At 65.4% G+C, this 26455-nt stretch carries 23 protein-coding genes and 3 tRNA genes; 18 read left to right on the top strand and 8 right to left on the bottom strand.

Features of this window, described 5'->3' with window-relative positions; genetic code table 11:
• Positions 1 to 61: 61 nt before the first annotated feature.
• A complete protein-coding gene (locus G0D83_RS05465; protein WP_164190368.1) occupies positions 62 to 526 on the bottom strand; it encodes an Lrp/AsnC family transcriptional regulator in 465 nt (154 codons plus the stop codon).
• A 400-nt stretch (positions 527 to 926) separates the two neighbouring features.
• On the opposite strand from G0D83_RS05465, the gene G0D83_RS05470 reads away from it, so the two are divergent.
• The 13 genes from G0D83_RS05470 (at position 927) to G0D83_RS05530 (ending at position 13947) form a co-directional block, all read left to right on the top strand.
• Positions 927 to 2267 (top strand): MFS transporter, encoded by a 1341-nt coding sequence (locus tag G0D83_RS05470; protein WP_164190370.1) that lies wholly within the window; start codon positions 927 to 929, stop codon positions 2265 to 2267.
• Positions 2268 to 2298: 31 nt separating this feature from the next.
• Positions 2299 to 3783, top strand: a complete 1485-nt coding sequence (locus tag G0D83_RS05475; RefSeq protein ID WP_164190373.1) for an NAD(P)-binding domain-containing protein — start codon at positions 2299 to 2301, stop codon at positions 3781 to 3783.
• On the top strand, positions 3780 to 4271 hold the full coding sequence (locus G0D83_RS05480) for a hypothetical protein (protein WP_108964787.1): 492 nt from the start codon (positions 3780 to 3782) through the stop codon (positions 4269 to 4271). The genes G0D83_RS05475 and G0D83_RS05480 overlap by 4 nt, the downstream gene beginning before the upstream one ends.
• Positions 4268 to 4855, top strand: a complete 588-nt coding sequence (locus tag G0D83_RS05485; protein ID WP_164190375.1) for a peroxidase-related enzyme — start codon at positions 4268 to 4270, stop codon at positions 4853 to 4855. Before G0D83_RS05480 ends, G0D83_RS05485 begins: the two co-directional genes overlap by 4 nt.
• A complete protein-coding gene (locus tag G0D83_RS05490) occupies positions 4852 to 5958 on the top strand; it encodes an NAD/NADP-dependent octopine/nopaline dehydrogenase family protein (protein ID WP_164190378.1) in 1107 nt (368 codons plus the stop codon). The genes G0D83_RS05485 and G0D83_RS05490 overlap by 4 nt, the downstream gene beginning before the upstream one ends.
• Before the next feature lie 101 nt (positions 5959 to 6059).
• Positions 6060 to 7166 (top strand): PotD/PotF family extracellular solute-binding protein, encoded by a 1107-nt coding sequence (locus G0D83_RS05495; protein ID WP_164190380.1) that lies wholly within the window; start codon positions 6060 to 6062, stop codon positions 7164 to 7166.
• 77 nt (positions 7167 to 7243) lie between these two features.
• Positions 7244 to 8236: an ABC transporter permease gene (locus G0D83_RS05500; protein WP_164190382.1), complete on the top strand. Its 993-nt coding sequence runs from the start codon at positions 7244 to 7246 to the stop codon at positions 8234 to 8236.
• Positions 8233 to 9018 carry an ABC transporter permease gene (locus G0D83_RS05505; RefSeq protein WP_108964792.1) on the top strand — a complete coding sequence of 262 codons (786 nt, stop codon included), beginning with the start codon at positions 8233 to 8235 and terminating at the stop codon, positions 9016 to 9018. Before G0D83_RS05500 ends, G0D83_RS05505 begins: the two co-directional genes overlap by 4 nt.
• A gap of 1 nt (position 9019) precedes the next feature.
• Positions 9020 to 10114: an ABC transporter ATP-binding protein gene (locus tag G0D83_RS05510; RefSeq protein WP_108964793.1), complete on the top strand. Its 1095-nt coding sequence runs from the start codon at positions 9020 to 9022 to the stop codon at positions 10112 to 10114.
• A gap of 421 nt (positions 10115 to 10535) precedes the next feature.
• A complete protein-coding gene (locus tag G0D83_RS05515) occupies positions 10536 to 10763 on the top strand; it encodes a hypothetical protein (RefSeq protein WP_164190384.1) in 228 nt (75 codons plus the stop codon).
• Positions 10764 to 10789: 26 nt separating this feature from the next.
• Positions 10790 to 11452, top strand: coding sequence for a hypothetical protein (locus G0D83_RS05520; protein WP_164190386.1), 663 nt, complete (start codon positions 10790 to 10792; stop codon positions 11450 to 11452).
• Between the two features lie 347 nt (positions 11453 to 11799).
• Positions 11800 to 13266 carry an IS21 family transposase gene (gene istA / locus G0D83_RS05525; protein WP_235939575.1) on the top strand — a complete coding sequence of 489 codons (1467 nt, stop codon included), beginning with the start codon at positions 11800 to 11802 and terminating at the stop codon, positions 13264 to 13266.
• 171 nt (positions 13267 to 13437) lie between these two features.
• Complete coding sequence (locus G0D83_RS05530) at positions 13438 to 13947, top strand: ATP-binding protein (protein WP_370457168.1); 510 nt, start codon at positions 13438 to 13440, stop codon at positions 13945 to 13947.
• Between the two features lie 646 nt (positions 13948 to 14593).
• Here the strand turns inward: G0D83_RS05530 and G0D83_RS05535 are convergent.
• Positions 14594 to 14668 (bottom strand) — tRNA-Phe (locus G0D83_RS05535).
• A 147-nt stretch (positions 14669 to 14815) separates the two neighbouring features.
• Here G0D83_RS05535 and mnmH point away from each other — a divergent pair.
• Positions 14816 to 15874 carry a tRNA 2-selenouridine(34) synthase MnmH gene (mnmH, locus tag G0D83_RS05540; RefSeq protein WP_164190388.1) on the top strand — a complete coding sequence of 353 codons (1059 nt, stop codon included), beginning with the start codon at positions 14816 to 14818 and terminating at the stop codon, positions 15872 to 15874.
• Here mnmH and selD read toward each other — a convergent pair.
• From selD to G0D83_RS05555, 3 genes are read right to left on the bottom strand one after another with little or no spacing between them, the layout of a single operon-like run.
• A complete protein-coding gene (selD, locus tag G0D83_RS05545; RefSeq protein ID WP_164190390.1) occupies positions 15856 to 18015 on the bottom strand; it encodes a selenide, water dikinase SelD in 2160 nt (719 codons plus the stop codon). The genes mnmH and selD overlap by 19 nt on opposite strands.
• 38 nt (positions 18016 to 18053) lie before the next feature.
• On the bottom strand, positions 18054 to 19163 hold the full coding sequence (locus G0D83_RS05550; protein WP_164190392.1) for a glutathione S-transferase family protein: 1110 nt from the start codon (positions 19161 to 19163) through the stop codon (positions 18054 to 18056).
• 4 nt (positions 19164 to 19167) lie between these two features.
• A complete protein-coding gene (locus G0D83_RS05555; RefSeq protein ID WP_164190395.1) occupies positions 19168 to 19980 on the bottom strand; it encodes a VOC family protein in 813 nt (270 codons plus the stop codon).
• Positions 19981 to 20119: 139 nt separating this feature from the next.
• Here G0D83_RS05555 and G0D83_RS05560 point away from each other — a divergent pair, with 139 nt between their 5' ends.
• The gene (locus tag G0D83_RS05560) at positions 20120 to 21016 is read left to right on the top strand and encodes a LysR family transcriptional regulator (RefSeq protein WP_164190397.1); all 897 of its coding nucleotides are present in this window, start codon (positions 20120 to 20122) and stop codon (positions 21014 to 21016) included.
• A gap of 1 nt (position 21017) precedes the next feature.
• Here the strand turns inward: G0D83_RS05560 and lipB are convergent, their stop codons facing one another.
• A complete protein-coding gene (lipB, locus tag G0D83_RS05565) occupies positions 21018 to 21683 on the bottom strand; it encodes a lipoyl(octanoyl) transferase LipB (protein WP_164190399.1) in 666 nt (221 codons plus the stop codon).
• Positions 21684 to 21883: 200 nt separating this feature from the next.
• Between lipB and G0D83_RS05570 the strand changes: the two genes are divergently transcribed.
• Positions 21884 to 21970 (top strand) — tRNA-Leu (locus G0D83_RS05570).
• Positions 21971 to 22808: 838 nt separating this feature from the next.
• Positions 22809 to 23489, top strand: coding sequence for a spermidine synthase (locus G0D83_RS05575; RefSeq protein ID WP_164190401.1), 681 nt, complete (start codon positions 22809 to 22811; stop codon positions 23487 to 23489).
• 61 nt (positions 23490 to 23550) lie between these two features.
• Here G0D83_RS05575 and G0D83_RS05580 read toward each other — a convergent pair.
• Positions 23551 to 23640: transfer RNA gene (locus tag G0D83_RS05580), tRNA-Ser, on the bottom strand.
• 261 nt (positions 23641 to 23901) lie between these two features.
• Between G0D83_RS05580 and metG the strand changes: the two genes are divergently transcribed.
• Positions 23902 to 25611, top strand: coding sequence for a methionine--tRNA ligase (gene metG / locus G0D83_RS05585; RefSeq protein ID WP_164190403.1), 1710 nt, complete (start codon positions 23902 to 23904; stop codon positions 25609 to 25611).
• A gap of 73 nt (positions 25612 to 25684) precedes the next feature.
• Here the strand turns inward: metG and aqpZ are convergent, their stop codons facing one another.
• Positions 25685 to 26416, bottom strand: a complete 732-nt coding sequence (gene aqpZ, locus G0D83_RS05590) for an aquaporin Z (protein WP_164190406.1) — start codon at positions 26414 to 26416, stop codon at positions 25685 to 25687.
• Between the last annotated feature and the right edge of the window lie 39 nt (positions 26417 to 26455).

Raw genomic sequence — 26455 nt, forward strand, 5'->3', positions numbered from 1 at the left:
TGCAAGGGGCAGCCCTCGGTGATCGCCTGCAGGCGGTCAAGGAGGACGGCAGATCTTGCAATCATGACAGCGGGATCGGCCGCTGCTCCTCAATAGCTTCCATGGCAAAGTAGGAGGTCACAGTCTCTAGTTCGACCTTCGAAATGAGTTGCTTGTAACATTCGTCATAACTGGACATGTCACGCGTCACGATCTTCAGCAAGTAATCGTATTCGCCTCCAATGCGGAAGAAATCGACCACGTCCTTGATCGTCGAGACATGTTTGCGGAACTGGTCGAGCCAGCCTGCCGAGTGATGGCGCGTACGGATCATCACGAAGACAACCAGCCCGGCGCCGAGCCGTTCGCGGTCGAGAAGCACCGTGTAGTTGCGGATCACTCCAGCCGCTTCGAGCGCCTTGAGGCGCCGCCAGCAGGCGTTTTGCGACAGACCCACCCGATCAGCGAGTGCCCGCTGCGACTGCGAAGAGTCGCGCTGGAGTTCCTCCAATATGCGGCAATCGATTTGATCGAGTTTGTGGTCCATTTTTCGATCATACGAGCGAAAATTTCACCAGCAAAGGTAAAAATAGGTGGTGAGTTTCCAGATTTGTTGGTCAAGTATCAACCTACGTGTTCTGAGAGGTTGCGGGCGGCGCATGCTCTAGTACTCGGATCATGGGAGTGGTGGGAAATATCCGCAAAACCATGGCATAACCGGACGTTTGCAGTTGCTTTTCTTTCGCATAAATTCAAGGCGTTTGAGCTGGGGCTCTGGTCGACATTACCTTGGGCTTGGAGTTAGCTGCATGTCTGAAGCAAACCGAGAGACAAAGGGGCAGGGTCATAGCCGGAATGTCGTATGATATCTCCGAGGAAATGCACTTCGTTTGCTTGGCGTCTTCGGCTCGGTTCTATCTTTGGCAATCGCATCGGGGCCCTTTGACATGATCGCGCGGAGTTCGCCACTTCGACTGCGGAACTTCCGCTATCTCTTCATCGCCCACATCCTGTCGCTGGTCGGAGTGGGGGTGATGACCGTTTCTCTCTCGCTCACCGCCTTCGAGGCCGGGGGCACGGAAGCTGGGGGCACCATTCTCGGTGGCATTCTTGCGCTCAAGATGATCTCCTATGTGCTGATCGCGCCGCTGGCCGAGACAGTGCTGTCGCGCCGGCCCCGCAGGGCGACGTTGGTGACCATCGACATCCTGCGCCTCGGCATCGTTGCCCTCATGGGGTTGGCTTTTTCGAGCTGGCAGATCGCGGTTTTGGCCTTCTTGTTCTTCGCAATCTCTTCCGGGTTCACGCCGCTCTTCCAGTCGGTGCTTCCGGACCTGCTCGAGGACGAGGACAGCTACTCCCGCGGTCTGGCGCTGTCGCGCATCGCCTACACGCTGGAAACGATCCTCAGTCCGGTCATCGCGGCTGCGGCGCTGAAGGTGCTGACTGCGGACGATCTTTTCTTCCTCGCCTCGGGCTGCTTCCTCGGCTCGGCGGTCTTCCTCTTCACCACACGCTTCCCGGCGAGCCACGTTTCGCACAAGGCGCCCTTCCTTGAGCGTGTCTCGAAGGGCCTGCGCATCTACGCGCTCACGCCGCGGTTGCGCGGGCTCTTTATGCTGAACTTCGCGCTGTCGTTGTCCATGGCCTGGGTGTTGGTCAACACGGTGGTCTTTGCCGGGGGGCGCCTTGGAGACGCCGAGCATTACTACACGCTGTTGATGACCTGCTATGGCGTCGGGGCTGCGATTGGCGCGATGACCGTGCCGCGGCTGGTGCGACGCCTCGATGAGCGCCGCTGCATGTCTGCGGGGGTCTTCCTTTTCGCCACGCTCGGGATCTTTCTGAGCCTCGTGTCGGCGCCGCCGGTGGCCGGGCTGATGTTGCTCTGGAGCGGTTTCGGGCTGGCTTCCTCGCTGGTGCTGACCCCGGGTGGGTTGGTGCTGGCGCGCTCGGCCCGGAGCGGCGACAGGCCGGCGGTCTTTGCCGCGCAGTTCTCGCTCAGCCACGCCGGCTGGTTGCTAGCCTACCCCGTCGCGGGCTGGCTCGGCGCTTCGATCGACCCGGCCCACGCGATGGGTATACTCTCGCTGGCGTCGATCGCCGTGACCCTGCTCGCGTTGCGCGTCTGGTCCGCCGCCGATCCGCTGGTCCGGGCGCACAGCCACCCCGACCTGCCGGCCGACCATCCGCATCTGCGCGACCATCCGGGGCAGGGCGCGGAGCAGGTCCACGCGCATGACTTCCACATCGACGAACTGCACCGACACTGGCCGCAGCGCGCCTGATTCACGACTTCCAGACGATAGGGACAGAACCATGACCGAACACGCCACCCCCGCCATCGACGGACAGGGCCTCGCCGCCCTCGAGGCGCGGCTGCAAGAGGACCTCGAGTTCCTCTGCTACCCGGGAAAATCCTGGGTGCCGGCCCGGGAGGTGCATGGCGAGAAGGTTCATGACGTGGTGATCATCGGCGCAGGCATGTGCGGCCTGGTCTCCTGGCTGGCGCTACGCATGGGGGGCATCGACAATGTGCGTGTGCTTGACCGCAGCCCGGCAGGGCTGGAAGGGCCGTGGCTGAACTATGCGCGCATGGTCACCTTGCGCTCGCCCAAGACGCTGACTGGCCCGGCCTTCGGGTTGGGCGCGCTGACCTTTCAGGCGTGGTTTCGCGCGCAGTTCGGTACCAAGGCTTGGGAGAAGCTCGACAAGATCCCGCGGCCGCAGTGGATGGAGTATCTGCGCTGGTATCGCAAGGCGCTGAACGTGCCGGTCGAGAACAAGGTCAGCGTCGACCGGGTCGAGCCCGAGGGCGACCTGCTGCGCCTGCACCTGAGCGGCGCACCCGAGAAATCCATCCTGACCCGCAAGCTGATCTCGGCGACCGGCCGCGACGGCACCGGCAAGCCCAATATCCCTGGCTTCATGGCGGGGCTGCCGCGAAAGCTGTGGGCGCACAGCGCCGACGACATCGATTTCAACGCGCTGAAGGGAAAGAAAGTCGGGGTGATCGGCGTCGGCGCCTCTGCCGTCGACAACGCCGCCGAAGCACTGGAGCATGGCGCGGCCGAGGTCCGTCACCTGATCCGCCGCAAGGACATGCCGACGATCAACAAGATGATGGGCATCGGCTCCTACGGATTCACATGTGGCTATGCCGATCTGCCTGATGCGTGGCGCTGGCGCTTCATGCAGTACAGCTTCGCCACCCAGACCCCGCCGCCACATGGATCCACGGTGCGCGTGAGTCGCCATCCAAACGCGCATTTCCACTTCGGCAAGGCCACGGATTCTGTCGAGCAAGTGGGGGATCAGGTGCGGATCAACTTCTCCGACGGCAGCAGCTACACCGCGGAATTCCTGATCCTCGGCACCGGCTTCGTCACCGACCCCGAGATGCGCCGCGAGTTCGGCGAGGCGGCCAACGCGATACAGCTCTGGCAAGACGTCTACACGCCGCCGGAGGATGAAAAGAGCCCCGATCTCGGCCGCTTCCCCTATCTCAACCCGGATTTCACCTTCCGCGAGAAAGTGCCCGGCACCGCGCCTTGGCTCGGCAACGTCTATTGCTTCAACTACGGCGCCACCGCCAGCTTGGGCAAGGTCAGCGGCGACATCCCGGGCGTCTCGGAAGGCGCGGCGTGGCTGGCGCGCGAGCTCTGCGCGAAACTCTACGCCGAGGATGTGGCCAAGCACTGGCAGATCCTGCAGGATTACCAGACGCCGGAGCTGAACGGCGAGGAATGGACGCCCAGCGAGCTGCCGGGCGAAGACAAGACGACCAAAGGACTTGTGGCATGAGCGACCTCTCGACCCTGACCAGCACCGCCATGGGCGGTGTGACGGAAGGAGGGCCCGCCGCCGCCGCGGCAGAGCTGCGCGGCAACATCTTGGAAATGACCCAGACCGCCGAGGAGGCCGTGCTCGCGCCCGCAGACTGCGGCGCCTGGCCGGCCGACCTGCGCGCGGCGCTGGCCGCCCGTATCGCACGGCTGAACGGGCAGGAAGAGACCGCGCGGCGCTATGCCGCGCGCATGGCGGGCCAAGACTATGCCGCGCTGGCCGATCCCTCGGAGGACGGGGCGGTGATGGGACTGGCGCGGGTCGTCGCTTTCATGGATTCCGTTGCCATGCTGCCGCGCGACGTGACGGCCGAGGACATCTCGGCCCTGCTCTCCGCGGGGGTGTCCGATGCCGACATCGTTCGGCTCTGCGAACTCAACGCCTTTCTGGCCTACCAGCTGCGGCTGGTCGCGGGGCTCAAGCTGATGACGGGAGCGGGCGCATGAGCAAGGTCATCCACAAGTTCACCCGCAACGTGCCGCATTGGCAGCCGCGCGTGACGCCGGTCAAGCTCGAGGAGGCAACGCCCGAGCAGCTCGATGCGCTCCAGGTTACACCGTCAAACACTAAGGTCTCGGACTACGTGCTGACACTGGCGCATGACGTCGAGAGCCTGAAGGTGCGCTCGCCGCTGTTCAACGCGATCATGTACGACAAGCAGGGCCTGAGCCGCGCCGAGCGCGAGGTCGGCGCACTGGCCGCCTCGATGGTCAACCGCTGCATCTACTGCGCTGCCGTGCATGCTTCTCGCCACGCGCAGATCCTCAAAGACACAACGGTTACCGACGAGCTCTTCCTGAAGGGCGAGAAGGCCGATCTTGGCCCGCGCGACCGCGCCATCTTCGACTTTGCCCGCAAGCTCTCGGCGGCGCCCTCCGAAGCGGCGCCCGAGGACATGGCGGCGCTGAGAGAGGTGGGGCTAGACGAGGCGGAGATCCTCGATCTGATCCTGTCGACTGCGCTCTTCGGCTGGGCCAACCGGCTGATGCACATCCTGGGCGATCCGGTGCGCCAAGAGGTGGACGCATGAGCCTCTCTATCGGGATCGCCGGGGCGGGCAGCATCGCCTTCGGCACTGCCGCGGTGCTGGAAAGCCGCGGCCACAAAACCGCGCTCTGGTCTCCCTCGGGTCGTGGCACCGATGGGCTGAGGCAGGGGCTGACCGCCTCCGGCGCGCTGTCGGGGGTGTTCCAACCAGAGGTGGCGGACAGCGCCGAGGTGCTGGTCGCGGGCCGCGACGTGGTGCTGATCGCCGTGCCGGGCTACGGCCACAAGGCGGTGATGGACGCCATCGCGCCACACCTGTCCGAGGGCCAGCAGGTCATCGTCTCGTCGCATGCCTCCTTCGGCGCGGTCTACCTGTCCGAGCTGCTGGCCGCGCGGGGCCTGACGCTGCCGATCACGGCCTGGGGCACCACGGCGCTCACCGGGCGCCGCACCGGCGTTGCGGAGTGCAACGTCAACACCATCCGCGCCAAGATCGATATGTGCACTGTACCGGCCGACGCGCAGACCCAGGCACTCCGGACCTGCCAGGCGCTGTTTGGCGATGTCTTCGTGCCGCGCGACGGGCTTCTGGCCATCGCCCTGTCGAACCTCAATCCGCAGAACCACATGGGCATCGCGCTCGGCAACATGACCCGCATGGAACATGGGGAGGTCTGGTCGCAGGCCGGCAACGTCACGCGCAACGTGGGGCGGTTGATGGAGGCGCTTGACGCTGAGCGTCTGGCCATCGCCGAGGCGCTGGGGCTGAGCGTGAAGACCATCTTTGAGCACTACCACCAGAGTTACCACGTGCCGGTCGCGTCTATCCACGAAATGAACGCTGCGCTGGTCGCGGCGGGCACCGGAGGGCAGGGCCCGGCCACCGCCGACAGCCGCTACATCACCGAGGACGTGCCCTACGGGCTGGTGCCGACGGTCGTGCTAGGCGACCTCATCGGCGTGCCGGCGGAGCTGCACCGCTCGGGGGTCAAGCTGTTCTCGGCCATGTATGGCCGAAACTTCGAACAGGAAAACGAGCTGTTGTCTGCCCTATCTCTGGGCGATCTGAGTCTTGACGAAATGCGGGAGCTGGCCCTGTCGGGGCGGCGTCCGGGCCCGGAGCAGCACCGGGCCAGCGCCGGCTGACGAGCTGGCGTGGCTACACAGACGCTGGTCGACGGGCCGGCGCCGATCTCAACCAGACGGGCCTCAAAGACCCGCATTCCACCAACTAGGAGCGAACCCTCATGTCGAAACTGATCCTCAACCGCCGCCGATTCATGGGCACCGCGGCCGCCACAGCCGGCACGCTGGCCAGCCCGGTCTACCTACGCCGCGCCTACGCACAGGGCGGCGAGGTGAATATCTGGACCTACACCGACTTCATCCCCGAGGACTTCAAAAAACAGTTCGAGGACGAGACCGGCATCAAGGTGAACGTCCGCCTCGTTGATGACCAGGGCAAGCAGTTCAACCTCCTGGCCGCCGAGGCGCCGAACCCGACGGTGGACATCCTTACCGTCGCAGGCCATCGCTTCCTGCAATTCATTGCATCGGACCTGCTGGCACCGCTCGACACAGACCGGCTGAGCAACTGGGGCACGATCAACCCGATCTACTCGGAAAGCGACTGGTCGACGATCAACGGCAATAAGTGGGGTGCGCCGATCCTGTCGGGCATGGAGGTGCTCGCCTATAACACCGACATGGTGCCAGAAGAGGACGTGCAGTCCTGGGAGCCGTTCTTCTCGGACAAATACGCCGGCCAGACCGCCTATGTTCTGCAGGACATGATGTCGATCGTCATGCTGATGAAGGGCTACGACGGCAACATGGTCGAGTATCTCAACGACCCCGAGCGGGCCGCCGAGATCGTCGCCGAGGCGCGTGACTTCCTGATTGAAAAGAAGCCGCTGGCGCGCAAGTACTACGACGGCGGCGCCGAGGTGCAGCAGATGTTCGTCAACCAGGACATCACCATGGCCTGCGCCTGGAACGGCCCGATCGCCGCACTGATGGCCGAAGGCTTCCCGGTGTCGATGACCATCCCGAAAGAGGGCAGCTACGGCTTCGTCTACACCTACAACATTGCCAATAACGCGCCGAATGCGGACAATGCCTACACCTTCCTCAACGCCGTGTTGGCGTCGCCCGAGGTCGGGGCCGCGATGACCAAGGCGTCGGGTTTCATTTCGACATTCAAGGGCGCCGACCAGTATCTCACCGACGCCGAGAAGGCCGCGACCTCCTTCACCGACGAGGAACTGGCGGGCATGAAGTTCTTCCGCGCTGAGGCGAACGAGATGAAGTACGGCCTCGTCGATCCTGCCGTCGAAGCTATCAAGGCCGCCTGAGCACAAAGACCGGGGCTGCGGGGTCAAAACAGGGCCACGCAGCCCGACGCACGCGCTTCGTGCAGAGAGGAAACGCCATGACCAACAACGCCGTAGATGCTGGGGCACGCCGCTCCGCCGCGGCGGGAGACGCAGCCGACCGCCGCCCATTCTGGGGCCGGCTGGTCAACTGGGGGCCCTATCAGGCACTCGTCTCGCTGCTCTTCGCTTCGCCCCGCAGGCAGTTCGTGCTGCTGTCACTGATCCCGCTGATCTGGATCGTCACCCAGCACCTCGGGCCGATGCTTCAGATGCTGCAGGTCAGCCTGCTGGACGCCTATCCCATCGCACCGGGACAGGAAAACCACTACACGCTGGCCAATTACGCACGCTTCTTCCAAGAGAGCGTGTTCATGATGCCGTTCCTGCGGACGATCACCTATTCGGCGGTGCTGACGCTGGTGACTCTGATTATCACTTATCCGGTCGCCTATTACCTGGCCCGCTACGTCAAGCGCGAGAACCAGCTTGCGCTGCTTTTGCTGTTGCTGATCCCGTTCTGGACCGGCGAGATCGTGCGCACCTACGCGATCATGATCCTGCTTGGCAACAATGGCGCGATCAACCTCGCGCTCAAGACGCTGGGCCTTATCGACCGGCCGATCCCCTTTATGTACACCGGCTTCTCGGTCAGCGTCGGCCTGATCTATCTCACTGCGCTTTACATGCTCCTGCCGCTCTACTCGGCCTTGGAGAAGCTGCCGCGAAACCTGTCCGAGGCCGGCGCCGACCTCGGCGCGGGCGCCTGGACGCGGTTCCGGCGCATCACACTTCCGCTGTCGCTGGAAGGCATCGGCTCGGGCGCCACGCTCGTGTTCCTCATCTCCACCGGTTACTACGGCACACCTGTGCTTCTGGGTGGGCCCAACACCACGGTCTTTGCCGAGACCATCGCGGGCTTTTTCCACGTGGCCGGTGATCAGTGGCCCACGGGCGCGGCTTTCGCCGTCATCATGTTCTTCGCCGCGCTGGTGCTCACCGGGATCTTCGCCCGCCTTATTGCAGCGCTTCGCAAGGGAGACAGCAAATGACCCGCTCCGGACGCGTCTGGCTTTCCGTTTTCTTCTGGGCTTTCGTGGTCTACCTCTTCGTGCCGCTGCTGCTGATGATCCTGATGGGGTTCAAGGACAGCAAGTTCATCGGCTTCCCGATCAACAGCTGGACGTTCGATTGGTATCTCAGCGTGTTCGACGACGGCACGGTTCTGTCGAGCTTCGTCTATTCGCTGGTCATCGCGGTGGGCTCGACCGTGGTCTCGGTGGCCATGGGCACCTGGCTGGCGGTGCTGCTGAGCGGCCGAAAGTTCGTCGGCCGCTTCGCGGTATACGCGTTGACCATCCTACCGGCGCTGGTGCCCGGGATTATCTCGGCCATCGCTTTCCGTGTCTACGCGCGCCAGCTCGGCATCGAGCCCGGGGGCTTCGCAATTATGTGGTCGCACGCGGTGCACAACGTGCCTTTCGTGGCGCTGGTGGTGATGGCGCGGCTCTCGACCCTGCCGAAGAGCTTTGGCGAGGCGGCGCGTGATCTCGGCGCCGATCCCTTCGTCACCTTCACCCGGGTCACGCTGCCCTACCTGATGCCCGCCATCATCGGGGCGTCGATCTTCTGTCTGCTGCTGAGCTTCGACGATTTCGTCCGCTCGTTCTTCCTCGGCTCCTACGACCCGACTCTGCCAGTTCTGATCTTCGCCAAGCTGCGCTCGGGCATGTCGCCGGAAATCAACGCAATCTCTACCGTGGTGCTGATCCTGACCGCGGTCTTGGGGGTCTGGGCCGAGCGCTCCAGCCGCCGCATGAACAGGGAGCACTGACATGCTGTCCGAAAAGGAACCTATCGTCCGCCTCGAAGGCGTCTCCAAGGCCTACGGCAAGGCGCAGGCGCTGCACCCGTTGGACCTGTCGATCGCGCCGGGCGAGTTCGTCACCTTCCTCGGCCCGTCAGGCTGCGGCAAGTCGACCACGTTGCGCATCCTCGGCGGGTTCGAGAAGACCGACACCGGGCGGATCATCCTCGAGGGACAGGATGTCACCGCGCAACCGCCGGAAAAGCGCAAGGTCAACATGGTGTTCCAGGACTATGCGCTTTTCCCGCATATGACCGTGGCGCAGAACATCTCCTTCGGACTAGAGCTGAAAGGGCTGAGCAAGGCCGAGATCAAGCGGCGGCTCGACGAGGTGATGAGCTTCCTGGAACTCGGGCCCTTCGCGAGCCGCTACGCATCGCAGCTCTCGGGCGGACAGCGCCAGCGGGTGGCACTGGCGCGGGCGCTTGCGCCCGATCCGGCATTGTTGCTGCTCGACGAGCCTCTCGGCGCGCTCGACGCGAAGCTGCGAACGCAGGTTCAAATGGAGCTCAAGTCGATCCAGCGGCGCACCGACAAGACCTTCCTCTTCGTGACCCACGATCAGGACGAGGCCCTCACCATGTCCGATCGCATCGTGGTGATGAACGGAGGCCGCATTGAGCAAGACGGCACGCCCGAAGACCTTTATTTCCGCCCTGAGACGCGTTTCGTGGCGGAGTTCATCGGGGCGACCAATCTGCTCGATGGCACCGTGCGCGGGGTGGACAATGCCTCCAAGGAGATCGTGGTCGACTGGCGCGGAATCGAGTTGAGGGGCCGGGCGCCGGCAGAGGTGCCCGGCACGGGGCAGGAAGTCAGTGCCTCGCTTCGGCTCGAGAAGATTCGGCTGGCGGCCGAAAAGCCCCTCACCGGAAACGCGGTCATGGGGAGGATCGTTGACCGGACCTTCCTCGGCAGCCGCGTGGCTGTTGACATATTGGTAGAAGAGGCCGGTGCCGCACGGCTTCGCGCCTATACCGACACCGACACGACGATGAAACTGGGCGATTCCATGGTCTGGCTGGGCTGGGACAGCGCAAGCCTTTCGGTTCTTCGTCAGTGACCCCGACCTGCTTATAAATATGCGTGGCCCGGTCTTTGTGCCGGGCCACTCCATTCATGCGAGGCAGCCGCGTCACCTTGCCGAGGGCAGCCTCGATCGCTGCCTCCCGCGGTATCGGAACAGCCCTTTTTAGAAAGAAGCGGTCCCTCGCTCAGGCAAGGAGCGCTCGGCGTACGTACGTCCTGTCTTTCGCTAGGATCAAGATCCCCGCTGACCCGCGCAGGGATCGGTCATTTTGATCGTTGTCGGCTTGGTGCGTGATGCGCGACCAGGATCGTTCCGGGACCAAGCGCCATGAACCAGCGCTGGCAAAAATCTGTTTGTCTTGGGGTGCCACAAAGTGACGGTTCAATCGAATCTTTTCCGGTGAGCAATGTCGCATGTTAATTGCTGAATTAATTGCTGCGGTTCAGAGTCATCAATGTCATTGCAGGTCGCGGCCGTGGCAACAACCGCCCAAGGAGTCACGCGCTTCGTTCCGCCAAGTTTTATTTTCTTTACGGAGATTCTTCTAGGAAGGACCGAGATCGAATGGTTCGGAGGATTGCAGGGCTTCGACTGTACCACCAATCCGCGCGCCTACGGGGCTCTTAAGTCCAAGCGTCTTATGGCGTTTCTTCTGCTGGCGGTGTCTTCGCTGGGCCAGTAGGGCTTTGTGACCTGACGTTTGGATATATGGGTGCGACCGTCGGGGTCTCCTTCCTGCAGGTGCTTCTGAACGGCGAGCAGATCGCCGCCTTCAACTGGGACTCGGACCAGGGCGCCGCGCTCGCGAGCCGCGCGTGCCATACGGAATTCACCTTGGAATGGTTGGTTCTCTCGGGCGATGACGTGATCGAACTGGGTGGCCAGGGCGAGGGCGGCGCGCCGCTGCGGGTAGACTATCCCGAGTTGACCCCCATGAGCCTGCCGGGTGCGACCGATATCTGGTTTGAGGCGGTCAATCCAGACGGTGTCGGCAATCGGGTGATGATCGGGCGCAACGCCAGGACCGGTCGTTGCGCGGTAGCAGATCCCGGCGTCCGTTCGGGCGGTCGATCGGCCCTGGCTGCCGACGCGGACGGAGATGGCGACGACGATTTCGTCGAGTTTCGCGGCCTGCAGTCGCTCGATGGCATCGTCGAGATCCCTCCTCAGGACGACGACTCAGGTCCCGTCGAATTCGAATTTTCCTTCACCATCTATGAGAACATCGGCGGTGGGCAGTTCCTCATCGCTGAGAGGTACGACCTTCAAATCGGACTTCCGCTGCAAAGATTAATCCTCGAGAATGACTCTCTCCCGCCCAGAGGATCTGGTGGATATCCAGGACGCGGCGGACGCGGATGGCGATGGTGACGTCGATCTATTCGCGACGAGCTACATCTCCGAGCCCTTGCTCATCTTCGAGAATGGTGGCGCGGGGCGTTTCCAGGTTATGGCACGCAGCGACACCTCGCCTCTCGGCGCCGTGGTGGGCGACAACCATCTTGACCGGCACCGTCAGGCAAGTTGGCCGCCGCCGCCAGCCGTAGGGAGGGCGTAGCCCGACCGAAGGCTGGCGGCGGCGGCGCGGTTCTCTTCACGGGGGATTGCGGGGGGGGGGTGCTGGCCGCTGCGGGCCGGTAGGGTCGAAGTCTCTGCTACCAAACGGAGATCCGACCTTGCCGGGCAAACCCGTCACCGACCAGCAAGTGGGAGTCTACATGACCGACCGCCTTCAATACAGCCAGCGTATCGCTGCCGCCCGCGCAGGGTTCAGCGAACGCACTGCCCGCCGCCTCGAGGCGGATCCCCGCCTTCCTTCGCAGCGCCAACCCGCCCGCGGGCGTACCGTGCCTGATCCGCTCGAGGCGGTTTGGGAACCTTTTCTGCTGCCGATCCTCGAACGCGATCCGGCCGTTCAAGCCGTGACACTCCTGCGCCACCTACAGATGGCCGATCCAGACGCTTTCCCTGATGATCGGGTCCGCTGCACCCTCGAGCGCCGCGTTCGCGACTGGCGTGCCCTGCACGGCCCCGAGCGCGATGTAATTTTCCGCCAAGCGCCCGAGCCGGGCCGGATGGCGCTGTCGGACTTCACGGATGCGGGCAGGCTTGGCGTTACCATCGGTGGCGTGCCGCTGGAGCACCGGCTTTTCCACTTCGTCTTGGCCTACAGCGGCTGGGAACATGCTGCCGTGGTCCTGGGCGGCGAGAGCTTCACGGCGCTGGCCGAGAACCTCCAGAACGCGCTCTGGACCCTCGGCGGCGTGCCTCAGGAGCACAGGACTGACAGCCTTTCGGCCGCTTACCGCAACCTCGATGCCAATGCCGCGGCGGACGTGACCCGGCGCTATGACGCCTTCTGCGCCCATTACGGCATGCTGGCCAGTCGCAACAATCCCGGGGAGGCCCACGAGAACGGCGCCGCCGAGGCTCAGAACAACCATCTCAAGGTCGCTCTCGACCAAGCGCTGATCCTGCGCGGCTCCCGCGACATCGCCGAGCTCGACGACTGGAAGCGTTTCGTTGACGAACTGGTCGCCCGCCGCAACCGGCGGCGCGAGGTCGCTGTGCGCACTGAGATGGCCACGCTGCGACCGCTGCCCATCCGGCGCACCACCGACTTCACCGAGGTTGTCTCCCGCGTCACGAAGACCGGCGGCTTCCTGGTGCATGCCGTCTTCTATTCTGCGCCCTCCCAGCTCATCGGCAAGCGGCTGCGGGTTCATGTCTACGACGATCCGATCGAGGCATTCCTCGGCGCTACCCGGGTCGTCACCCACCCCAGGCAGCGCGGGCGTCGGGACGGCGTGCGTGTCCATTGCGTGAACTACCGCCATGTCATCCACGCCCTGCGCCGCAAGCCGCAGGCCTTGGCAGGGTCGGTCTATCGCGATGGCCTGTTTCCCCGCAGCGAGTACGAGGCCGCCTGGGCTGCGCTTTCCACCGCCTTGCCCCGCAGGGACGCCTGTCGCCGGATGGTCGACCTGCTTTGGCTTGCCCATGACGAAGCCTGCGAGGCCGAGCTCGCGGCGCTGATCGCCGGCGTCCTTGACGAGGGCCTCTTGCCCGAGGCCCGGGCCCTGAAGCCGAAGCTGGTACCGCGGCGGCGCGAGCTGCCGGGAGACACACCTGTCACCCTGACCGACCTCGCCAGCTTCGACGCCCTGCTGGAGGGCCAGGCATGACCGCGCCCGTGCCGCGCCCCGTCGACGTGCATGCGCTGCCCGCCATGCTCACTGCGCTGCGCCTCCCCAGCATCCAGCGGCACTGGCTCGCTCTGGCCGGGCGTGCCGATGCCGAGGGTTGGCCCGAGGCCCGCTTTCTTGCTGCCTTGGCCGAAATCGAGCTCGCCGACCGTGACGCACGGCGCATCCAGCGCCGGGAAGACCCATGTCCTCTGCGCCATCGGACATGCCTTGGTCGAAGCCGGGCGGCGCGTCCTCTACACCCGCACCACTGATATGGTGCAGCGGCTCCAGGCCGCCCGACGCGACCTCGCCCTCGAGGTTGCTCTGGCAAAGCTCGACAAGTTCGACCTGATCATTCTCGACGACATCACCTACGCGCAGAAAGATCAGGCCGAGAGCTCCGTGCTCTTCGAACTCATCGCCCGGCGCTACGAGACCAAGAGCCTCGCGATCGCCGCCAACCAGCCCTTCAGTGCCTGGGGCAGCGTCTTTCCAGACCAGGCTGTCACCGTTGCCGCGATCGACAGGCTGGTCCACCACGCGACCTTCCTGGAGATGAATGGGGACAGCTACCGCCGGCGAGCTGCAGCCTCCCGACAATCACCCGAGGCTGTCGCTCCGCCGACAGCCTCAAGCGACAACATCAGCGACAAGCACGAGGAGGAAACCGCACAGTAACATCAACGAAGAACGCAGCGGTCAAAACCAGCCAATTTGGTTGTCGGTAGCGGCCAAGGAGGTTGACGCCCTACAGCGCCGAAAGCACCGAGGCCTTGTTCGGGGAATTTACAGGGGACGAAACGTTGGACGCGATCGTTGCGACTGATGGCACCGACTCTCCGGGTCTGTAGCTCTGGAACGACGATGGCAGCGGGCACACTATGGCGGCAAGATCGTAGCCCCTTATTCTTCGGCCGAATACTTTTGGGGGCCGCGGATCCACCCGGGCCATTTCGGAAGTCAGGCCTCGTTGCTCTTGAGATGAATACACTCCTGTTCTGGGTGGTGACGCCCGAAAAGTGTGGAGCGCGCATGGGCGCCACGATTCCGCCCGCTCCGTCGCGTCGATCCGACGTGCTGGTCCGTGTGTCGTTGGCGCGCTTCGCTCAATGAGCGGAGGCCAGCGATGCTGCGCTGGCGATACTTCGCGGAGACCTCTCAAAGCCGCCTTGTGGCTTCCCGGCGGTGGATAGCGCAAAGGTGCGCCTCATCGTCTGAGCAGCAACTTGCTGTGCTCTGGAACGCAATCGACCGATCGAGGAGGATGCTGCAGTAGCAAGCATTCCACTTAAGCGTCTGTTACCACTGTCTTTCTGGGAAAAAGTGGTGCCCGGGGGCGGAATCGAACCACCGACACGAGGATTTTCAATCCACTGCTCTACCCCTGAGCTACCCGGGCACGGGAGAAGGCATCGCCTTCGGGTGAGGGGGATTTAGCCGAGGCATTCGGGAGTGTCCAGAGGCTTTTGCGGAAAAAATTTGCATGCCCTAGCGTCGCCCCAGATCGCTCTTTCTTCGCCGTCGGCGGCGCGGTACCAAATGCGCCATGCCACGCAAGATGACACAGCTTTCCGACTTCCTCCGCCATGGCTGCGACACGGTCATCGACGTGCGCAGCCCGGCCGAATTTGCCGAGGACCACGTCCCCGGCGCGATCAACCTGCCGGTCCTCGACAACGAGGAGCGGGCGCGGGTCGGCACCATTTACAAGCAGCAATCGCCCTTCCTCGCGCGCAAACTCGGGGCGGCGCTGGTGTTCCGCAATGCCGCTGCGCATATCGAAGGACCGCTGGCGCATCACGAGGGTGGCTGGAAGCCGCTGGTCTACTGCTGGCGCGGCGGGCAGCGGTCGGGCTCCTTTGCCTGGATGCTGCAGCAGATCGGCTGGCGCGCCGAGGCGGTGGAGGGGGGCTATCGCACATATCGTCGTCTGGTCACCGAGGCGCTCTACGATTCCGCGCTGCCGTTCAAGCTCATCCAACTCGGCGGGCACACCGGCACCGCCAAGACCGCGCTGCTGCCGAGGCTCGCGGCGCGCGGCGTGCAGGTGATCGACCTCGAGGGGTTGGCGCGGCACCGCGGCTCTCTGCTCGGCGACATGCCCGGTGGCCAGCCGAGCCAGAAGTGGTTCGAGACAGAGCTGGTGCAGGCCCTCGATGCGCTCGATCCGGCGCGCCCGGTTCTGGTCGAGGCCGAGAGCAGCAAGATCGGCCAGCTGCTGATCCCGCCCGCGATCTGGGAGGCAATGAAGGGGGCGCCCTGGGTCGAGGTCGCGGCGCCGCTGGAGGCTCGGGCGGGCTATCTGAACGCGGCCTACGACGACATTCTCTCGGATGGACCTGCGCTGAAGGAAAAGCTGTCGCCGCTGCGCTACCACCGCGGTCACGAGCTTGTGGACCGCTGGGAGGCACTCATCGACGCGGGCGAGCGGCTGGCGCTTTGCGCCTCGCTGGCGGCGGATCACTACGATCCTGCCTATGACAAGTCGATGCGCGCCATGTCTCCGCGCGTGGTTGAGCGGTTCGAGACCCCGGCTCTGGACGAAGCGGCGCTCGATGCGCTGGCGGACCGGATGGCGGAGCGGCTTCAGACCATGTCGATCTGACCGCTGCGGTCGGTAATCGCGCCGATCTCCACCGCCGGAAAGCCCGCCGCGCGCAGCTGCGCGAGGGTGTCTGCCGCGTCTCCGGGCACCGCCGCCAGCAGGCCCCCCGCGGTCTGCGGGTCGAACATGAGGTCCTCCTTTGGCCCCAGCGGCTGGAAGGGAAGGGCGGCGCGGTTCTTGGGGTAGAGCGTCGAGGCATGGCCCGCCGCCGAGAGCGCCTCGGCGCCGGGCAGCAGCGGCACCTTGCCCACCTCCAGTTGCGCGCCGACCCCCGAGGCGTTGCAGATGTTCAGCAGGTGCCCCGCCAGGCCAAAGCCGGTGACGTCGGTCATCGCATGGGCGTGGCCCAGAAGGCGCGCGGCGGTGCCCTGCGGCGTGGTCATGTGGCTGAGCGCCTGCGCCACCCAGTCCCCGCGCGCGGCGCCGGCCATCTCGGCGGCCATGATGACACCCGTGCCGATCGGCTTGGTGAGGATCAGCCTGTCGCCGGGGCGGGCGCCGCCGAGCGTGATCGGCGTGCGCGCGCACAGGCCGGTGATCGTCAGCCCGATGCTCAACTCGTCGCCCATAGCCGAGTGCCCGCCGACCAGCTCGGCGCCTTCGGCGCGGAGGATGCCGGTGATCGCGCCGAGGCATTCAGTCAGCGTGCGCTCGGCCAGCGGCTCGGACATGCGCGGCAGCGTGAGGCTGGCGACCGCGGCCTGGGGCGCGGCGCCCATGGCCCAGATATCGCCGAGCGCGTGGATGCAGGTGATGCGGGCCATGATCTCGGGGTCCTCGACGAAGGCGCGCAGGTGATCGACCGTCATCACCTGCCGCGCACCGCCCGTGAGCAGCAGCGCGGCATCGTCGCCGGGCAGCGCGGTGACGTCGGCGCGGATGGGCGGGGGCAGGGACGAAAGCGCCGAGGCGAGCGCGTCGCGGCCGACCTTGGCACCGCAGCCGCCGCACATGGGTTTGCTGCCGAGGGCCTCCTCCATGCCCGCCGCGTGGTGAGCAGGCAGAGGCGGCGGGGTCATCGCCGGAAGCTCTTGGAATTTACGCATGAAGCTGCGGTCGATGTGGTCCTTCCAGCGCCACATGAGCGGACCCGACAGGGCCAGACCCGCCTTGTCGGCCAGCGCCGACTTGCGGCCCAGCGAAATCAGCTTGAGGTAATCGCGCTGCGGGCGGTAGCAGCGCAGGGTGTCGCGTCCCTCGAGCGCAGCGCGCAGGTTGTGCAGCAGGATCGGCGCCTCGCGGACCGCAAAGACCCCGGCCTTGGGGCGGGGGGTCTCGGTCAGATGCGCGCAGTCGCCAGCGGCAAAGATCGCCGGGTCCGAGCTCTGCAGCGTCGGGGCGACCTTGATGAACCCGTCCTGCAGGTCGAGCCCGCTCTCCTGCAACCACCCCTGCGCCCGCGCGCCCGCCGCACCGGTGACGAAGTCGGCGGCGATCTCGCGGCCATCGGCGAGGCGCAGGCTGCGCGCGGTGATCTCGGTGACCTCGGCGGTCTCGATCAGCGTAACCCCCTGCGCGGCCAGCGCGTTGCGCAGCTTTGCCGCAGCCCGGGGGCGCAGCGCCGCGAGCGCGGTGGCGCGTTCGATCAGATGCACCTGCGCCGGGCGGCCGCGCTGCCGCAGGGCAAAGGCCATGGCGCAGGCCAGTTCGGCTCCGGCCACGCCGCCGCCGATCACTGCCGCCGAGGCTGTGCCGCCGCCGTCCCGGTAGGCGGCCCACCCCAAGGCGAAGGGGCCGAGCGGCTTGGCGGGCAGGGCGTGCTCGGCAAAGCCCGGCAGGTCGGGCATGGTCGAGGTGACGCCGATGTTCACCGAGGCGACGTCGAATCCGATCGGGGCGCGGCCCGCGACCCTGACCTGCCGCGCGGTGCGGTCGATGTCGGTCACCGCGCCGAGGATCACCCGCGCCCCGGCGAAGCGCGCCAGCTTCACGAGGTCGATATCGAGCTCGTCGCGGGCGTAATGGCCGGCGACGAAGCCCGGGAGCATCCCAGAATAGGGCGCGGTGGGCCCGGGGTTGATCACCGTCAGCCGCGCGCCCGGCAGCGGTTTCATCCCCCACATGCGCAGCAGCAGCGCGTGCGAATGGCCGCCTCCGACAAGGATGAGGTCGCGGGTGAGGGGCAGGCTGGGCGCGCGCATGAAGTTCTCCGGCTGGTCGGCTCGGGATGTAGCACGGCTTACGTGGGAAGGGGGAGGGGGCTCTGACCCCCACGCGCCGCAGGCGCGTCCTGAAGCAAAGGGGGGCTTGGCGCCCAAGGCTCACTGCGCCTTTTCCCGGGATGTTGTCGCCGGGAAGAACGGCCGGGTCGGAGCGCTGCCTTGGCCGCGGCGATCTCTGCCGCGAGCGTGGCGGGGCCGGCGGGAATGATGCGCGGCGGGTTGAGCGCCTTGATGCCGTAATACCCCGCCTTGATGTGATCGAGGTCGACCGTCTCGGCGATGCCGCCCGTGTTCAGCACCCGCAACATGTGCGCGTGCAGATGGGCATGATCCTCGAGCCGGCGGATGTTGCACTTGAAAAGGCCGTGATAGGCGGCGTCGAAACGGATCGAGGTGACGAAGATGCGGATATCGGTCTCGGTCAAGCTGTCGCCGAAATAGAAGGGGCGGCCGTCCGAGAAGTGCTGCTCCATCCGGGCCATTTCGTCGAACAGCTGGGTGACGGCCTCGTCATAGGCCGCCTGTGTGCTGGCAAACCCCGCCTTGTAGACGCCGTTGTTGTAGCGCGGGTAGATCTGGGCGTTGGCGGCATCAATCCGCGCGCGCAGATCCTCGGGGGCGAGGCGGATGTCAGAGGGGGCGAGTGCCGCGAAGGCGGTGTCGAACATGCGCAGGATGTCGGCACTCTCGTTGTTGACCATGACCCCCTGCGCCTCGTCCCAGAGCACCGGAACCGTGGCGCGGCCAGAGACATGCGGGTCGGCGCGCGTGTAGAGATCGTGCAGGTGGCCCGCGCCGTAGAGCGGGTCCTCATCCGCCCCCGCAAAGCCGCCGAAGCGCCAGCCTTGGTCGTCGAGCCGGGGGTTCACCACGGTGACCGGGATGATCTCTTCGAGGCGCTTGAGCTTGCGGGCGATCAGCGTGCGCGAGGCCCAGGGGCAGATCAGCGCGACGTAGAGCCGGTAGCGTCCTGCTTCGGCCTTGAAGCCGCCGGTCCCGGTGGGGCCGGCGCTGCCGTCCGGGGTGATCCAGTTGCGAAAGCTCGACTCCTGCCGCACGAAGCGACCCCTCTCGTCTGCCTTTTGCACCGGCTGCCAATTTGCGGTCCATTTTCCGTCGATGAGCATGGGGTCAGTCCTTCTGCGTCAGGGTGAATGTGGTGCCCCACGGATCGGTCAGCGGGGTCCTGTCGGTGGCACGGCGGCGAATTGCGGCGATCTCGGCAGCGGTGCTGCGCAGCTCGATCTCGGTAAGGCCGGTCGCGGGGTCCTTGCGCGGTCCGGCGCCGCGGCTCCTCCAGATGTTTGACGCAAGATGGTGGTGGTAGCCGCCCGAGCCGAAGAAGGTGGCGCCTGGATAGCGGCTTGTCACCGCCATGCCGAGGGTGTCCGCGTAGAAGGCCTCGGCGGGGTCGAGCTGGCCCACCTGCAGGTGGACGTGGCCGATGGCGGTTGCCTCGGGCGCGCCTTGCCAGGGGCCGGTGGCGCTCTTCGCGACGTCCTGCAGGTCGAGGGGATTGGTTGCCATCTCGATCTCGGCTCCCTTGTGGGTCCACTGGTCGCGCGGGCGGTCGACATAGATCTCGATGCCGTTGCCCTCTGGGTCGGCGAGGTAGAGCGCCTCGCTGACGAGGTGGTCCGAGGCCCCCTGAAGCGGGACGCGGCTCTCGGCCGCGTGGTGCAGCCAAGCGCCGAGGTCGGCGCGCGAGGGCAGCAGGAAAGCGGTATGGAAGAGGCCGGCCTCGCGTGGGGAGTGACGCGGCGCCGCCTTGTCCTGCCGCAGCGCGATGAGGCTGCGGCCAGACGCGCCGAAGCGGGCCTCGGTGCCGTCGTCCGACAGCTTATCGAGGCCGAGCGCGGATTGGTAGAAGTCGCCGACCCTGACAAGGTCGTTCACGGTCAGGCTCACTTGCCCGATGTCGAGGGGAACGTCGCTGGGTGCCATGATCTCTCTCCGAATACGTGTCCTGCGGATGCAAGGTGGTGCAGCGCTCGCTGCCGTTGGGAGGAATATGCGAGTTGGTATTTCGGAAAGAAATGGTGAATATATGGGGACACTATCCACGTTTTGTTCGGAATGAGCCATGGACATCGTCGAGCAGATCCGCGCCTTCGTTGCCACCGCGCAGACCGGCTCCTTCACCGCCGCTGCTGAACGTATAGGGGTGTCGAACCGGCTGACCTCGAAATACGTGGCCGAGCTGGAGGCGCGGCTCGGCACGCGATTGCTGCAGCGCACCACGCGGCGGGTCGGGCTAGCGCCAGCGGGAGAGAAGCTGCTGGCACGGGCGCCGGCCTGGCTGGAGGAGCTTGAGGAGCTGCTTGGGTCTGTCGAGGATGAGGCGCGGGGCTTTTCGGGCGTGCTGCGAGTGGCGGCGCCGCTGACCTTCGGCGAGATCTACGCCGCCGATCTTCTGAGCCGTTTCGCCGCGCCCCACCCGGAGCTGTCGGTCGAGCTGCGTCTGTCAGATGCCTACACCGATCTTGCACTCGAGGGGATCGATCTGGCCTTCCGCATCGGGCAGCTGACCGACAATACGCTGAAAGCGCGGCGGCTCTGCCGCATCGGGATGAAGCTGGTGGCCTCGCCGGGCTATGTTGCGGCGCGCGGGGCGCCCGGCAGTCCCGCCGCGCTGAGCGCTCATGCCTGCATCCACGACAGCAACCAGCGCAGCCCGCGCTGGCGCTTCGGTGCGGCAGGGGCGCTGCAGGAGGTGCGGATCGCCAGCCGCTTCGCGGTGAACAGCGCACGTGTGGCGCGGGACATGGCGCTCGCGGGGCGGGGCATCGCCTATTGCCCTGAGTTCGTGGTGACCGCCGACATCGAGGCCGGGCGGCTGGTCGAGGTCCTGGCGGAGGAGGAAAAGCCCGCACACGATCTGCACGCGGTCTATCTCGAGGGCGCGATACTGCCGCGCAAGGTGCGCGCGCTGGTCGATTTCGCTGCCGAGGACGTGAAGACCCACCTGCTTGCGGGCTAGCTCAGGCCTCGCAGGGCAGGGCGCCGAGGGTCTGGTCGAAGCTGCGGCGCAGAGCGACGTCGAGATCGTCCATGCTCACCGGCAGGCCCAGATCAACCAGCGACGTCACACCGTATTCGGTGATGCCGCACGGCACGATGCCATCGAAATGCGACAGATCCGGCTCGACGTTGATCGAGATGCCGTGGAAGCTCACCCATTTGCGCAGGCGGATGCCGATGGCGGCGATCTTGTCCTCGGTCACGCGCCCGTCCGCAAGCAGTGGCTTGTCCGGGCGTTCGACCCAGACGCCGACGCGGCCCTCTCGGATATGGCCGGTGACGTTGAACTCGGCGAGGGCGGCGATCACCCAGGCCTCGAGTTGCTGCACGAAACGGCGCACGTCGCGGCCGCGCTTGCCGACGTCCAGCATGACGTAGACCACGCGCTGTCCGGGTCCGTGATACGTGTACTGCCCGCCGCGCTTGGTGTCGAAAACGGGGAAACGCTCGGGCTCGCGCAGATCCTCGGGTTTTGCAGAGGTGCCTGCGGTATAGAGCGGGGGATGCTCGACCAGCCAGATGAGTTCCTCGGCCTCGCCTGCGGCAATCGCAGCGGCGCGCGCTTCCATGAAGGCAACGGCCTCGTCGTAGCCTGTCAGCCCGTCTGTCGTGATCCACTCAACCATGCCGGAGCGATTAGGAGCATTCCCCGCGTCGGTCAATAGAGCGGGCCGGGGGCGGAGTGCGCGGCCCTGACCGAAGAGCGAAAAACCGGTCTTTCGCAAGTTGCCGTAAGGTCGGGTGACATTTTCGCAGAAAGGTTCAATTTTCCTCTTCACATCCCCCGCAGGCTTCGTTAGAGACCGCTTCACCAAGTCAAGACAGTGCGGTCGTGGCGGAATTGGTAGACGCGCAGCGTTGAGGTCGCTGTGGGGTAACTCCCGTGGAAGTTCGAGTCTTCTCGACCGCACCAAAACTCTCCCCTAAGTGTTTGATCATCAGAGCAATCACGAAGGGTGGGAGAGTTTGGCCCCCCAGGCAATCCCCCCCCCGAAGTCGTTGCGCAACCTCCTGCGCCCTGACAGTTTGGTATTCGATGAACGCCTCGACGTCTGCGACTTTGAGCAGGGTGATAAGGCTCTTTCGGAAAGCACGCACCTGGCCAGCCGTCGACCAGAGATGGATCGTCGTGCGGTGGACACAGAAGAGCGCGGTGTTGATTTCCACACGGAACTAACCCGGGTGGCGGCGTAATTTCCATTGGGAAGTGACCCAAGTGACCCTCCCCGCGACGCAGCTTGCAGCGGGGGGTGTCCGGAGTGATCCATATAGAGGCATTTTAATTTCATCCGCCGCATGGCTTTGCGGGAAAAGCTACCGATCCGAGAGACCGCGCGCCGAACCGGCACTTCGCAGAACACGATGATGTCCTAGGGGGTTCTCTAATCGCCTCGGCCAGGGGCTCATGCTCGAGCGTTTCCATCCAGCGTGCCGAGCTCTGGGGTTCGCCATCCGCGACCCGCGTGATCTTGAAATCATAGCTCCGCCAGTCGTGCTCGACGGTGCTTATGTCCATGGCTTCGAGAGCTATGCGCGAAAGTGGCGCTGAGCGTGTCGCGGTTTCTTGTCCAACCTGTCTCTCTTTCTCTCTCTGGAGGCTGGAGAGAGGTCGACCCCCCCGGGTGTTGAGCGTCCGTGGGGTACTTGGAATTTCGGCTCGAAATAACCCGTGGTCCGCTCGACGAGCCGCTGCTTCCTCTCCGCCTGCGGATCGGCTAGGCCGGGCGCAGCTCTTACAACAGGACATGCAGATGCTTCCTTGGGACCTTCTCGCCACCGCCACCACGCCCGAGGGCGACACCCTGCGCCTGTTCCGGCGCGGAGAGGAATATTCCATTCGCCTCAGCGACGGGAACGAGCTGATGAACAGCCGGCTCGGCGGCTCCGAGGAGGCGCTGGCGACCCTTGCTTTCGAGCGGCTGTCCGGGCGCCCCGCGCCGCGCGTGCTCATCGGCGGGCTCGGCATGGGCTTCACACTGCGCGCGGCGCAGGCGGTCGCGCCGACCGGGGCGCAGCTTATCGTCTCGGAGATCGTCCCCGAGCTGATCGCCTGGGCGACGGATCACATGCGGGTGGTCTTCGGCGAGTGCCTCGCGGATCCGCGGGTCGAGGTGCGTGCGGGCGACGTGGTTGAGGAGATCCGCGGCGCGCGGGGTGTTTATGACGCGATCCTGCTCGATGTCGACAATGGTCCCGGCGGTTTGACCCGCGCCGGTAATGACACGCTTTACGGCGAGCGCGGCCTGCAGATGGCACATCGGGCGCTGACCCCGGGCGGCATCCTGGCGGTCTGGTCGGCGCATCCCGACGAGGGGTTCACCCGGCGGCTCGGGCGCTCCGGTTTCGAGGCCAAGGCGCATATGGTGCGTGCCGGCAGAACCAGGCGCGGATCGCGTCACACGGTGTGGATTGGGCGGCGAAAGGGCGCTTGAGGACGCTCTGCTGAGCGGAGCAAACCCGAGGGGTCGCGAAGCGCCGTATCTTTAATGTGGGTGGCGGAGACGAAGGGATTCGAACCCTCGAGACGGTTTCCCGCCTGCACCCTTAGCAGGGGTGTGCCTTCGACCACTCGGCCACGTCTCCGCTGACGCGTATATCCAAGCGAACATGGGAACCACAAGGCGAAACTGGCCTGTCGTGGAAAAATTTCTCTGCGTCCGGAAACCGTTCGGGACGATGCGTCGAGGGGTAACCCGCGGGGCGGCCTCCAGAGGTGGGCATTGGTCAGCCGGGTCGGTCCGTGGGGCGCGCTCGCGCCCAGTGCGCAGGCCTGCCGCCGCACTGGCAAGCCCGGGCAACTTCCGCTAAGAGCGCGACAACTCTAGATTCATTCGCGGGACGAACATGGCACGTCATCTGATCACCTCGGCGATCCCCTACATCAACGGGATCAAGCATCTCGGCAACCTCGTGGGCAGCCAGCTTCCGGCCGACCTCTTTGCGCGCTACCAACGGGCCCGCGGCAACGAGGTGCTCTTCCTCTGCGCCACCGACGAGCATGGCACCCCCGCCGAGCTCGCCGCCGCCAAGGCCGGCAAGCCGGTGGCCGAGTATTGCGCCGAGATGCACGAGGTGCAGTCGAAGATCGCCGATGGGTTCCGCCTCAGCTTCGATCACTTCGGCCGTTCGTCGAGCCCGCAGAACCACAGGCTGACCCAGCATTTCGCCGGGGTGCTTGCCGAGCGCGGGCTCATCCGCGAAGTGTCCGAGACGCAGATGTACTCGCCCACCGACGGGCGCTACCTGCCGGACCGCTACATCGAGGGCACCTGCCCGAACTGCGGCTTCGAGGATGCGCGCGGCGACCAGTGCGACAACTGCACCAAGCAGCTCGACCCGGTGGATCTGATCAACCCGCGCTCGGTGATCTCGGGCGCGACCGACCTCGAGATGCGCGAGACCAAGCACCTTTATCTCTGCCAGAGCCTGATCAAGGATGAGATCGAGGCCTGGATCGACAGCAAGAACGATTGGCCGGTGCTGACCACCTCGATCGCCAAGAAATGGCTGCACGACGGCGACGGGCTGCAGGACCGGGGCATCACCCGCGACCTCGACTGGGGCATCCCCGTCAAGAAGGGCGATGCGGATTGGCCCGGTATGGAAGGCAAGGTCTTCTACGTCTGGTTCGACGCGCCGATCGAATACATCGCCTGCGCGCAGGAATGGGTCGATGCCGGAAAGGGCGAGGACTGGGAACGCTGGTGGCGCACTGACAAGGGCGCCGAGGACGTGACCTACACGCAGTTCATGGGCAAGGACAACGTGCCGTTCCACACGCTCACCTTCCCCGCCACAATCCTCGGGTCGGGCGAGCCCTGGAAGCTGGTCGATTACATCAAGTCGTTCAACTACCTCAACTACGACGGCGGCCAGTTCTCGACGTCCCGTGGCCGCGGCGTCTTCATGGACCAGGCGCTGGAAATCCTGCCCGCCGACTACTGGCGCTGGTGGCTGCTCAGCCACGCGCCGGAAAGCTCGGACAGCGAATTCACATGGGAGAACTTCCAGTCCTCGGTCAACAAGGACCTTGCAGACGTGCTTGGCAACTTCGCCAGCCGCGTCACCAAGTTCTGCCGCTCGAAGTTCGGCGAAGTGGTGCCCGAGGGCGGTGCCATGGGCGCGCTCGAGACCAAGCTGATCGGCGACCTCGCCGAGAAGATCCGCGAGTACGAGGCGCAGATGGAGGCGCATGAGGTCCGCAAGGCGGCCGGCGCGCTCCGCGCCGCCTGGGTGCTCGGCAATGAGTATCTGCAGGAGGCGGCGCCCTGGTCGACATTCAAGACCGACCCCGAGGCAGCGGCGATGCAGATCCGCCTCGCGCTCAACATGATCCGCCTCTACGCGGTGATCTCCTCGCCCTTCATCCCCGACGCCTCGGCACAGCTTCTGGCGGCGCTGAAGACCGAAGATGACAGCTGGCCGGGAGACCTTGACGCGGCGCTGAGCACGCTGCCCGCGGGCCACGCCTTCGAGGTGCCCGAGGTGACCTTCCGCAAGATCACCGACGCCGAGCGCGAAGACTGGCAGGAGCGCTTCGCCGGCACGCGCTGAGCCGCCTTCGCCGGCGCATTCGGCGGAACATCAAGAGAAGCGCGGTCCGCAGGGCCGCGCTCTTCTGTTGGCGTCACTTGCTCGGCACGCCGCCCTCGACGATGCCGGTGGGGGTCGGGCTGAGCCAGCTGTAGAGCAACCCGCCAAGTGCCCCGCCCAGCAGCGGTGCGAGCCAGAACAGCCAGAGCTGCCCCAGCGCCCAGCCCCCGACGAAGAGCGCCGGTCCGGTGCTGCGGGCCGGGTTCACCGAGGTGTTGGTGACCGGGATGCTGATCAGGTGGATGAGCGTCAGCGCCAGGCCAATGGCCAGCGGCGCGAACCCCACCGGCGCCTGCCCGTGCGTGGTGCCCATGATGATGAAAAGAAACATCATCGTCAGCACCACCTCGGCGACGAAGCTCGAGACCAGCGAATAGCCCCCGGGGCTGTGCTCGGCGTAGCCGTTGGCGGCAAAGCCCGAGGCCACCACGTCGAACTCCGGCACGCCGCTGGCGATCACGTAGAGCACCGCGGCGCCGAGGATCGCCCCGATCACCTGTGCAAGGACGTAAGGCAGGATGTCCGAGGCCGGGAAGCGCCCGCCCGCCGCAAGCCCCACGGTCACCGCAGGGTTGAGATGGCAGCCCGAGACATGGCCGATCGCATAGGCCATGGTCAGCACCGTCAGGCCAAAGGCCAGCGAGACGCCGAGCAGCCCGATCCCCACCTCGGGAAAGGCCGCCGCCAGCACCGCAGAACCGCAGCCGCCAAACGTCAGCCAGAAGGTGCCAATGAGCTCGGCCGCGTATTTTCGGGAAGTCCCCATCGCAAACTCCTAAATTGAAATGTGTTCTGAAAAATAGTC

It is taken from the genome of Salipiger sp. PrR003 (genome assembly GCF_010500785.1).
Classification (GTDB): Bacteria; Pseudomonadota; Alphaproteobacteria; order Rhodobacterales; family Rhodobacteraceae; genus Salipiger; species Salipiger pacificus_A.

Bases quoted from the DNA above. Each gene is read 5' to 3' on its own strand.
- G0D83_RS05465 (WP_164190368.1), bottom strand. From the start codon at position 526: ATGGACCACAAACTCGATCAAATCGATTGCCGCATATTGGAGGAACTC.
- G0D83_RS05470 (WP_164190370.1), top strand. From the start codon at position 927: ATGATCGCGCGGAGTTCGCCACTTCGACTGCGGAACTTCCGCTATCTC.
- G0D83_RS05475 (WP_164190373.1), top strand. From the start codon at position 2,299: ATGACCGAACACGCCACCCCCGCCATCGACGGACAGGGCCTCGCCGCC.
- G0D83_RS05480 (WP_108964787.1), top strand. From the start codon at position 3,780: ATGAGCGACCTCTCGACCCTGACCAGCACCGCCATGGGCGGTGTGACG.
- G0D83_RS05485 (WP_164190375.1), top strand. From the start codon at position 4,268: ATGAGCAAGGTCATCCACAAGTTCACCCGCAACGTGCCGCATTGGCAG.
- G0D83_RS05490 (WP_164190378.1), top strand. From the start codon at position 4,852: ATGAGCCTCTCTATCGGGATCGCCGGGGCGGGCAGCATCGCCTTCGGC.
- G0D83_RS05495 (WP_164190380.1), top strand. From the start codon at position 6,060: ATGTCGAAACTGATCCTCAACCGCCGCCGATTCATGGGCACCGCGGCC.
- G0D83_RS05500 (WP_164190382.1), top strand. From the start codon at position 7,244: ATGACCAACAACGCCGTAGATGCTGGGGCACGCCGCTCCGCCGCGGCG.
- G0D83_RS05505 (WP_108964792.1), top strand. From the start codon at position 8,233: ATGACCCGCTCCGGACGCGTCTGGCTTTCCGTTTTCTTCTGGGCTTTC.
- G0D83_RS05510 (WP_108964793.1), top strand. From the start codon at position 9,020: ATGCTGTCCGAAAAGGAACCTATCGTCCGCCTCGAAGGCGTCTCCAAG.
- G0D83_RS05515 (WP_164190384.1), top strand. From the start codon at position 10,536: ATGTCATTGCAGGTCGCGGCCGTGGCAACAACCGCCCAAGGAGTCACG.
- G0D83_RS05520 (WP_164190386.1), top strand. From the start codon at position 10,790: ATGGGTGCGACCGTCGGGGTCTCCTTCCTGCAGGTGCTTCTGAACGGC.
- istA (WP_235939575.1), top strand. From the start codon at position 11,800: ATGACCGACCGCCTTCAATACAGCCAGCGTATCGCTGCCGCCCGCGCA.
- mnmH (WP_164190388.1), top strand. From the start codon at position 14,816: ATGCCACGCAAGATGACACAGCTTTCCGACTTCCTCCGCCATGGCTGC.
- selD (WP_164190390.1), bottom strand. From the start codon at position 18,015: ATGCGCGCGCCCAGCCTGCCCCTCACCCGCGACCTCATCCTTGTCGGA.
- G0D83_RS05550 (WP_164190392.1), bottom strand. From the start codon at position 19,163: ATGCTCATCGACGGAAAATGGACCGCAAATTGGCAGCCGGTGCAAAAG.
- G0D83_RS05555 (WP_164190395.1), bottom strand. From the start codon at position 19,980: ATGGCACCCAGCGACGTTCCCCTCGACATCGGGCAAGTGAGCCTGACC.
- G0D83_RS05560 (WP_164190397.1), top strand. From the start codon at position 20,120: ATGGACATCGTCGAGCAGATCCGCGCCTTCGTTGCCACCGCGCAGACC.
- lipB (WP_164190399.1), bottom strand. From the start codon at position 21,683: ATGGTTGAGTGGATCACGACAGACGGGCTGACAGGCTACGACGAGGCC.
- G0D83_RS05575 (WP_164190401.1), top strand. From the start codon at position 22,809: ATGCTTCCTTGGGACCTTCTCGCCACCGCCACCACGCCCGAGGGCGAC.
- metG (WP_164190403.1), top strand. From the start codon at position 23,902: ATGGCACGTCATCTGATCACCTCGGCGATCCCCTACATCAACGGGATC.
- aqpZ (WP_164190406.1), bottom strand. From the start codon at position 26,416: ATGGGGACTTCCCGAAAATACGCGGCCGAGCTCATTGGCACCTTCTGG.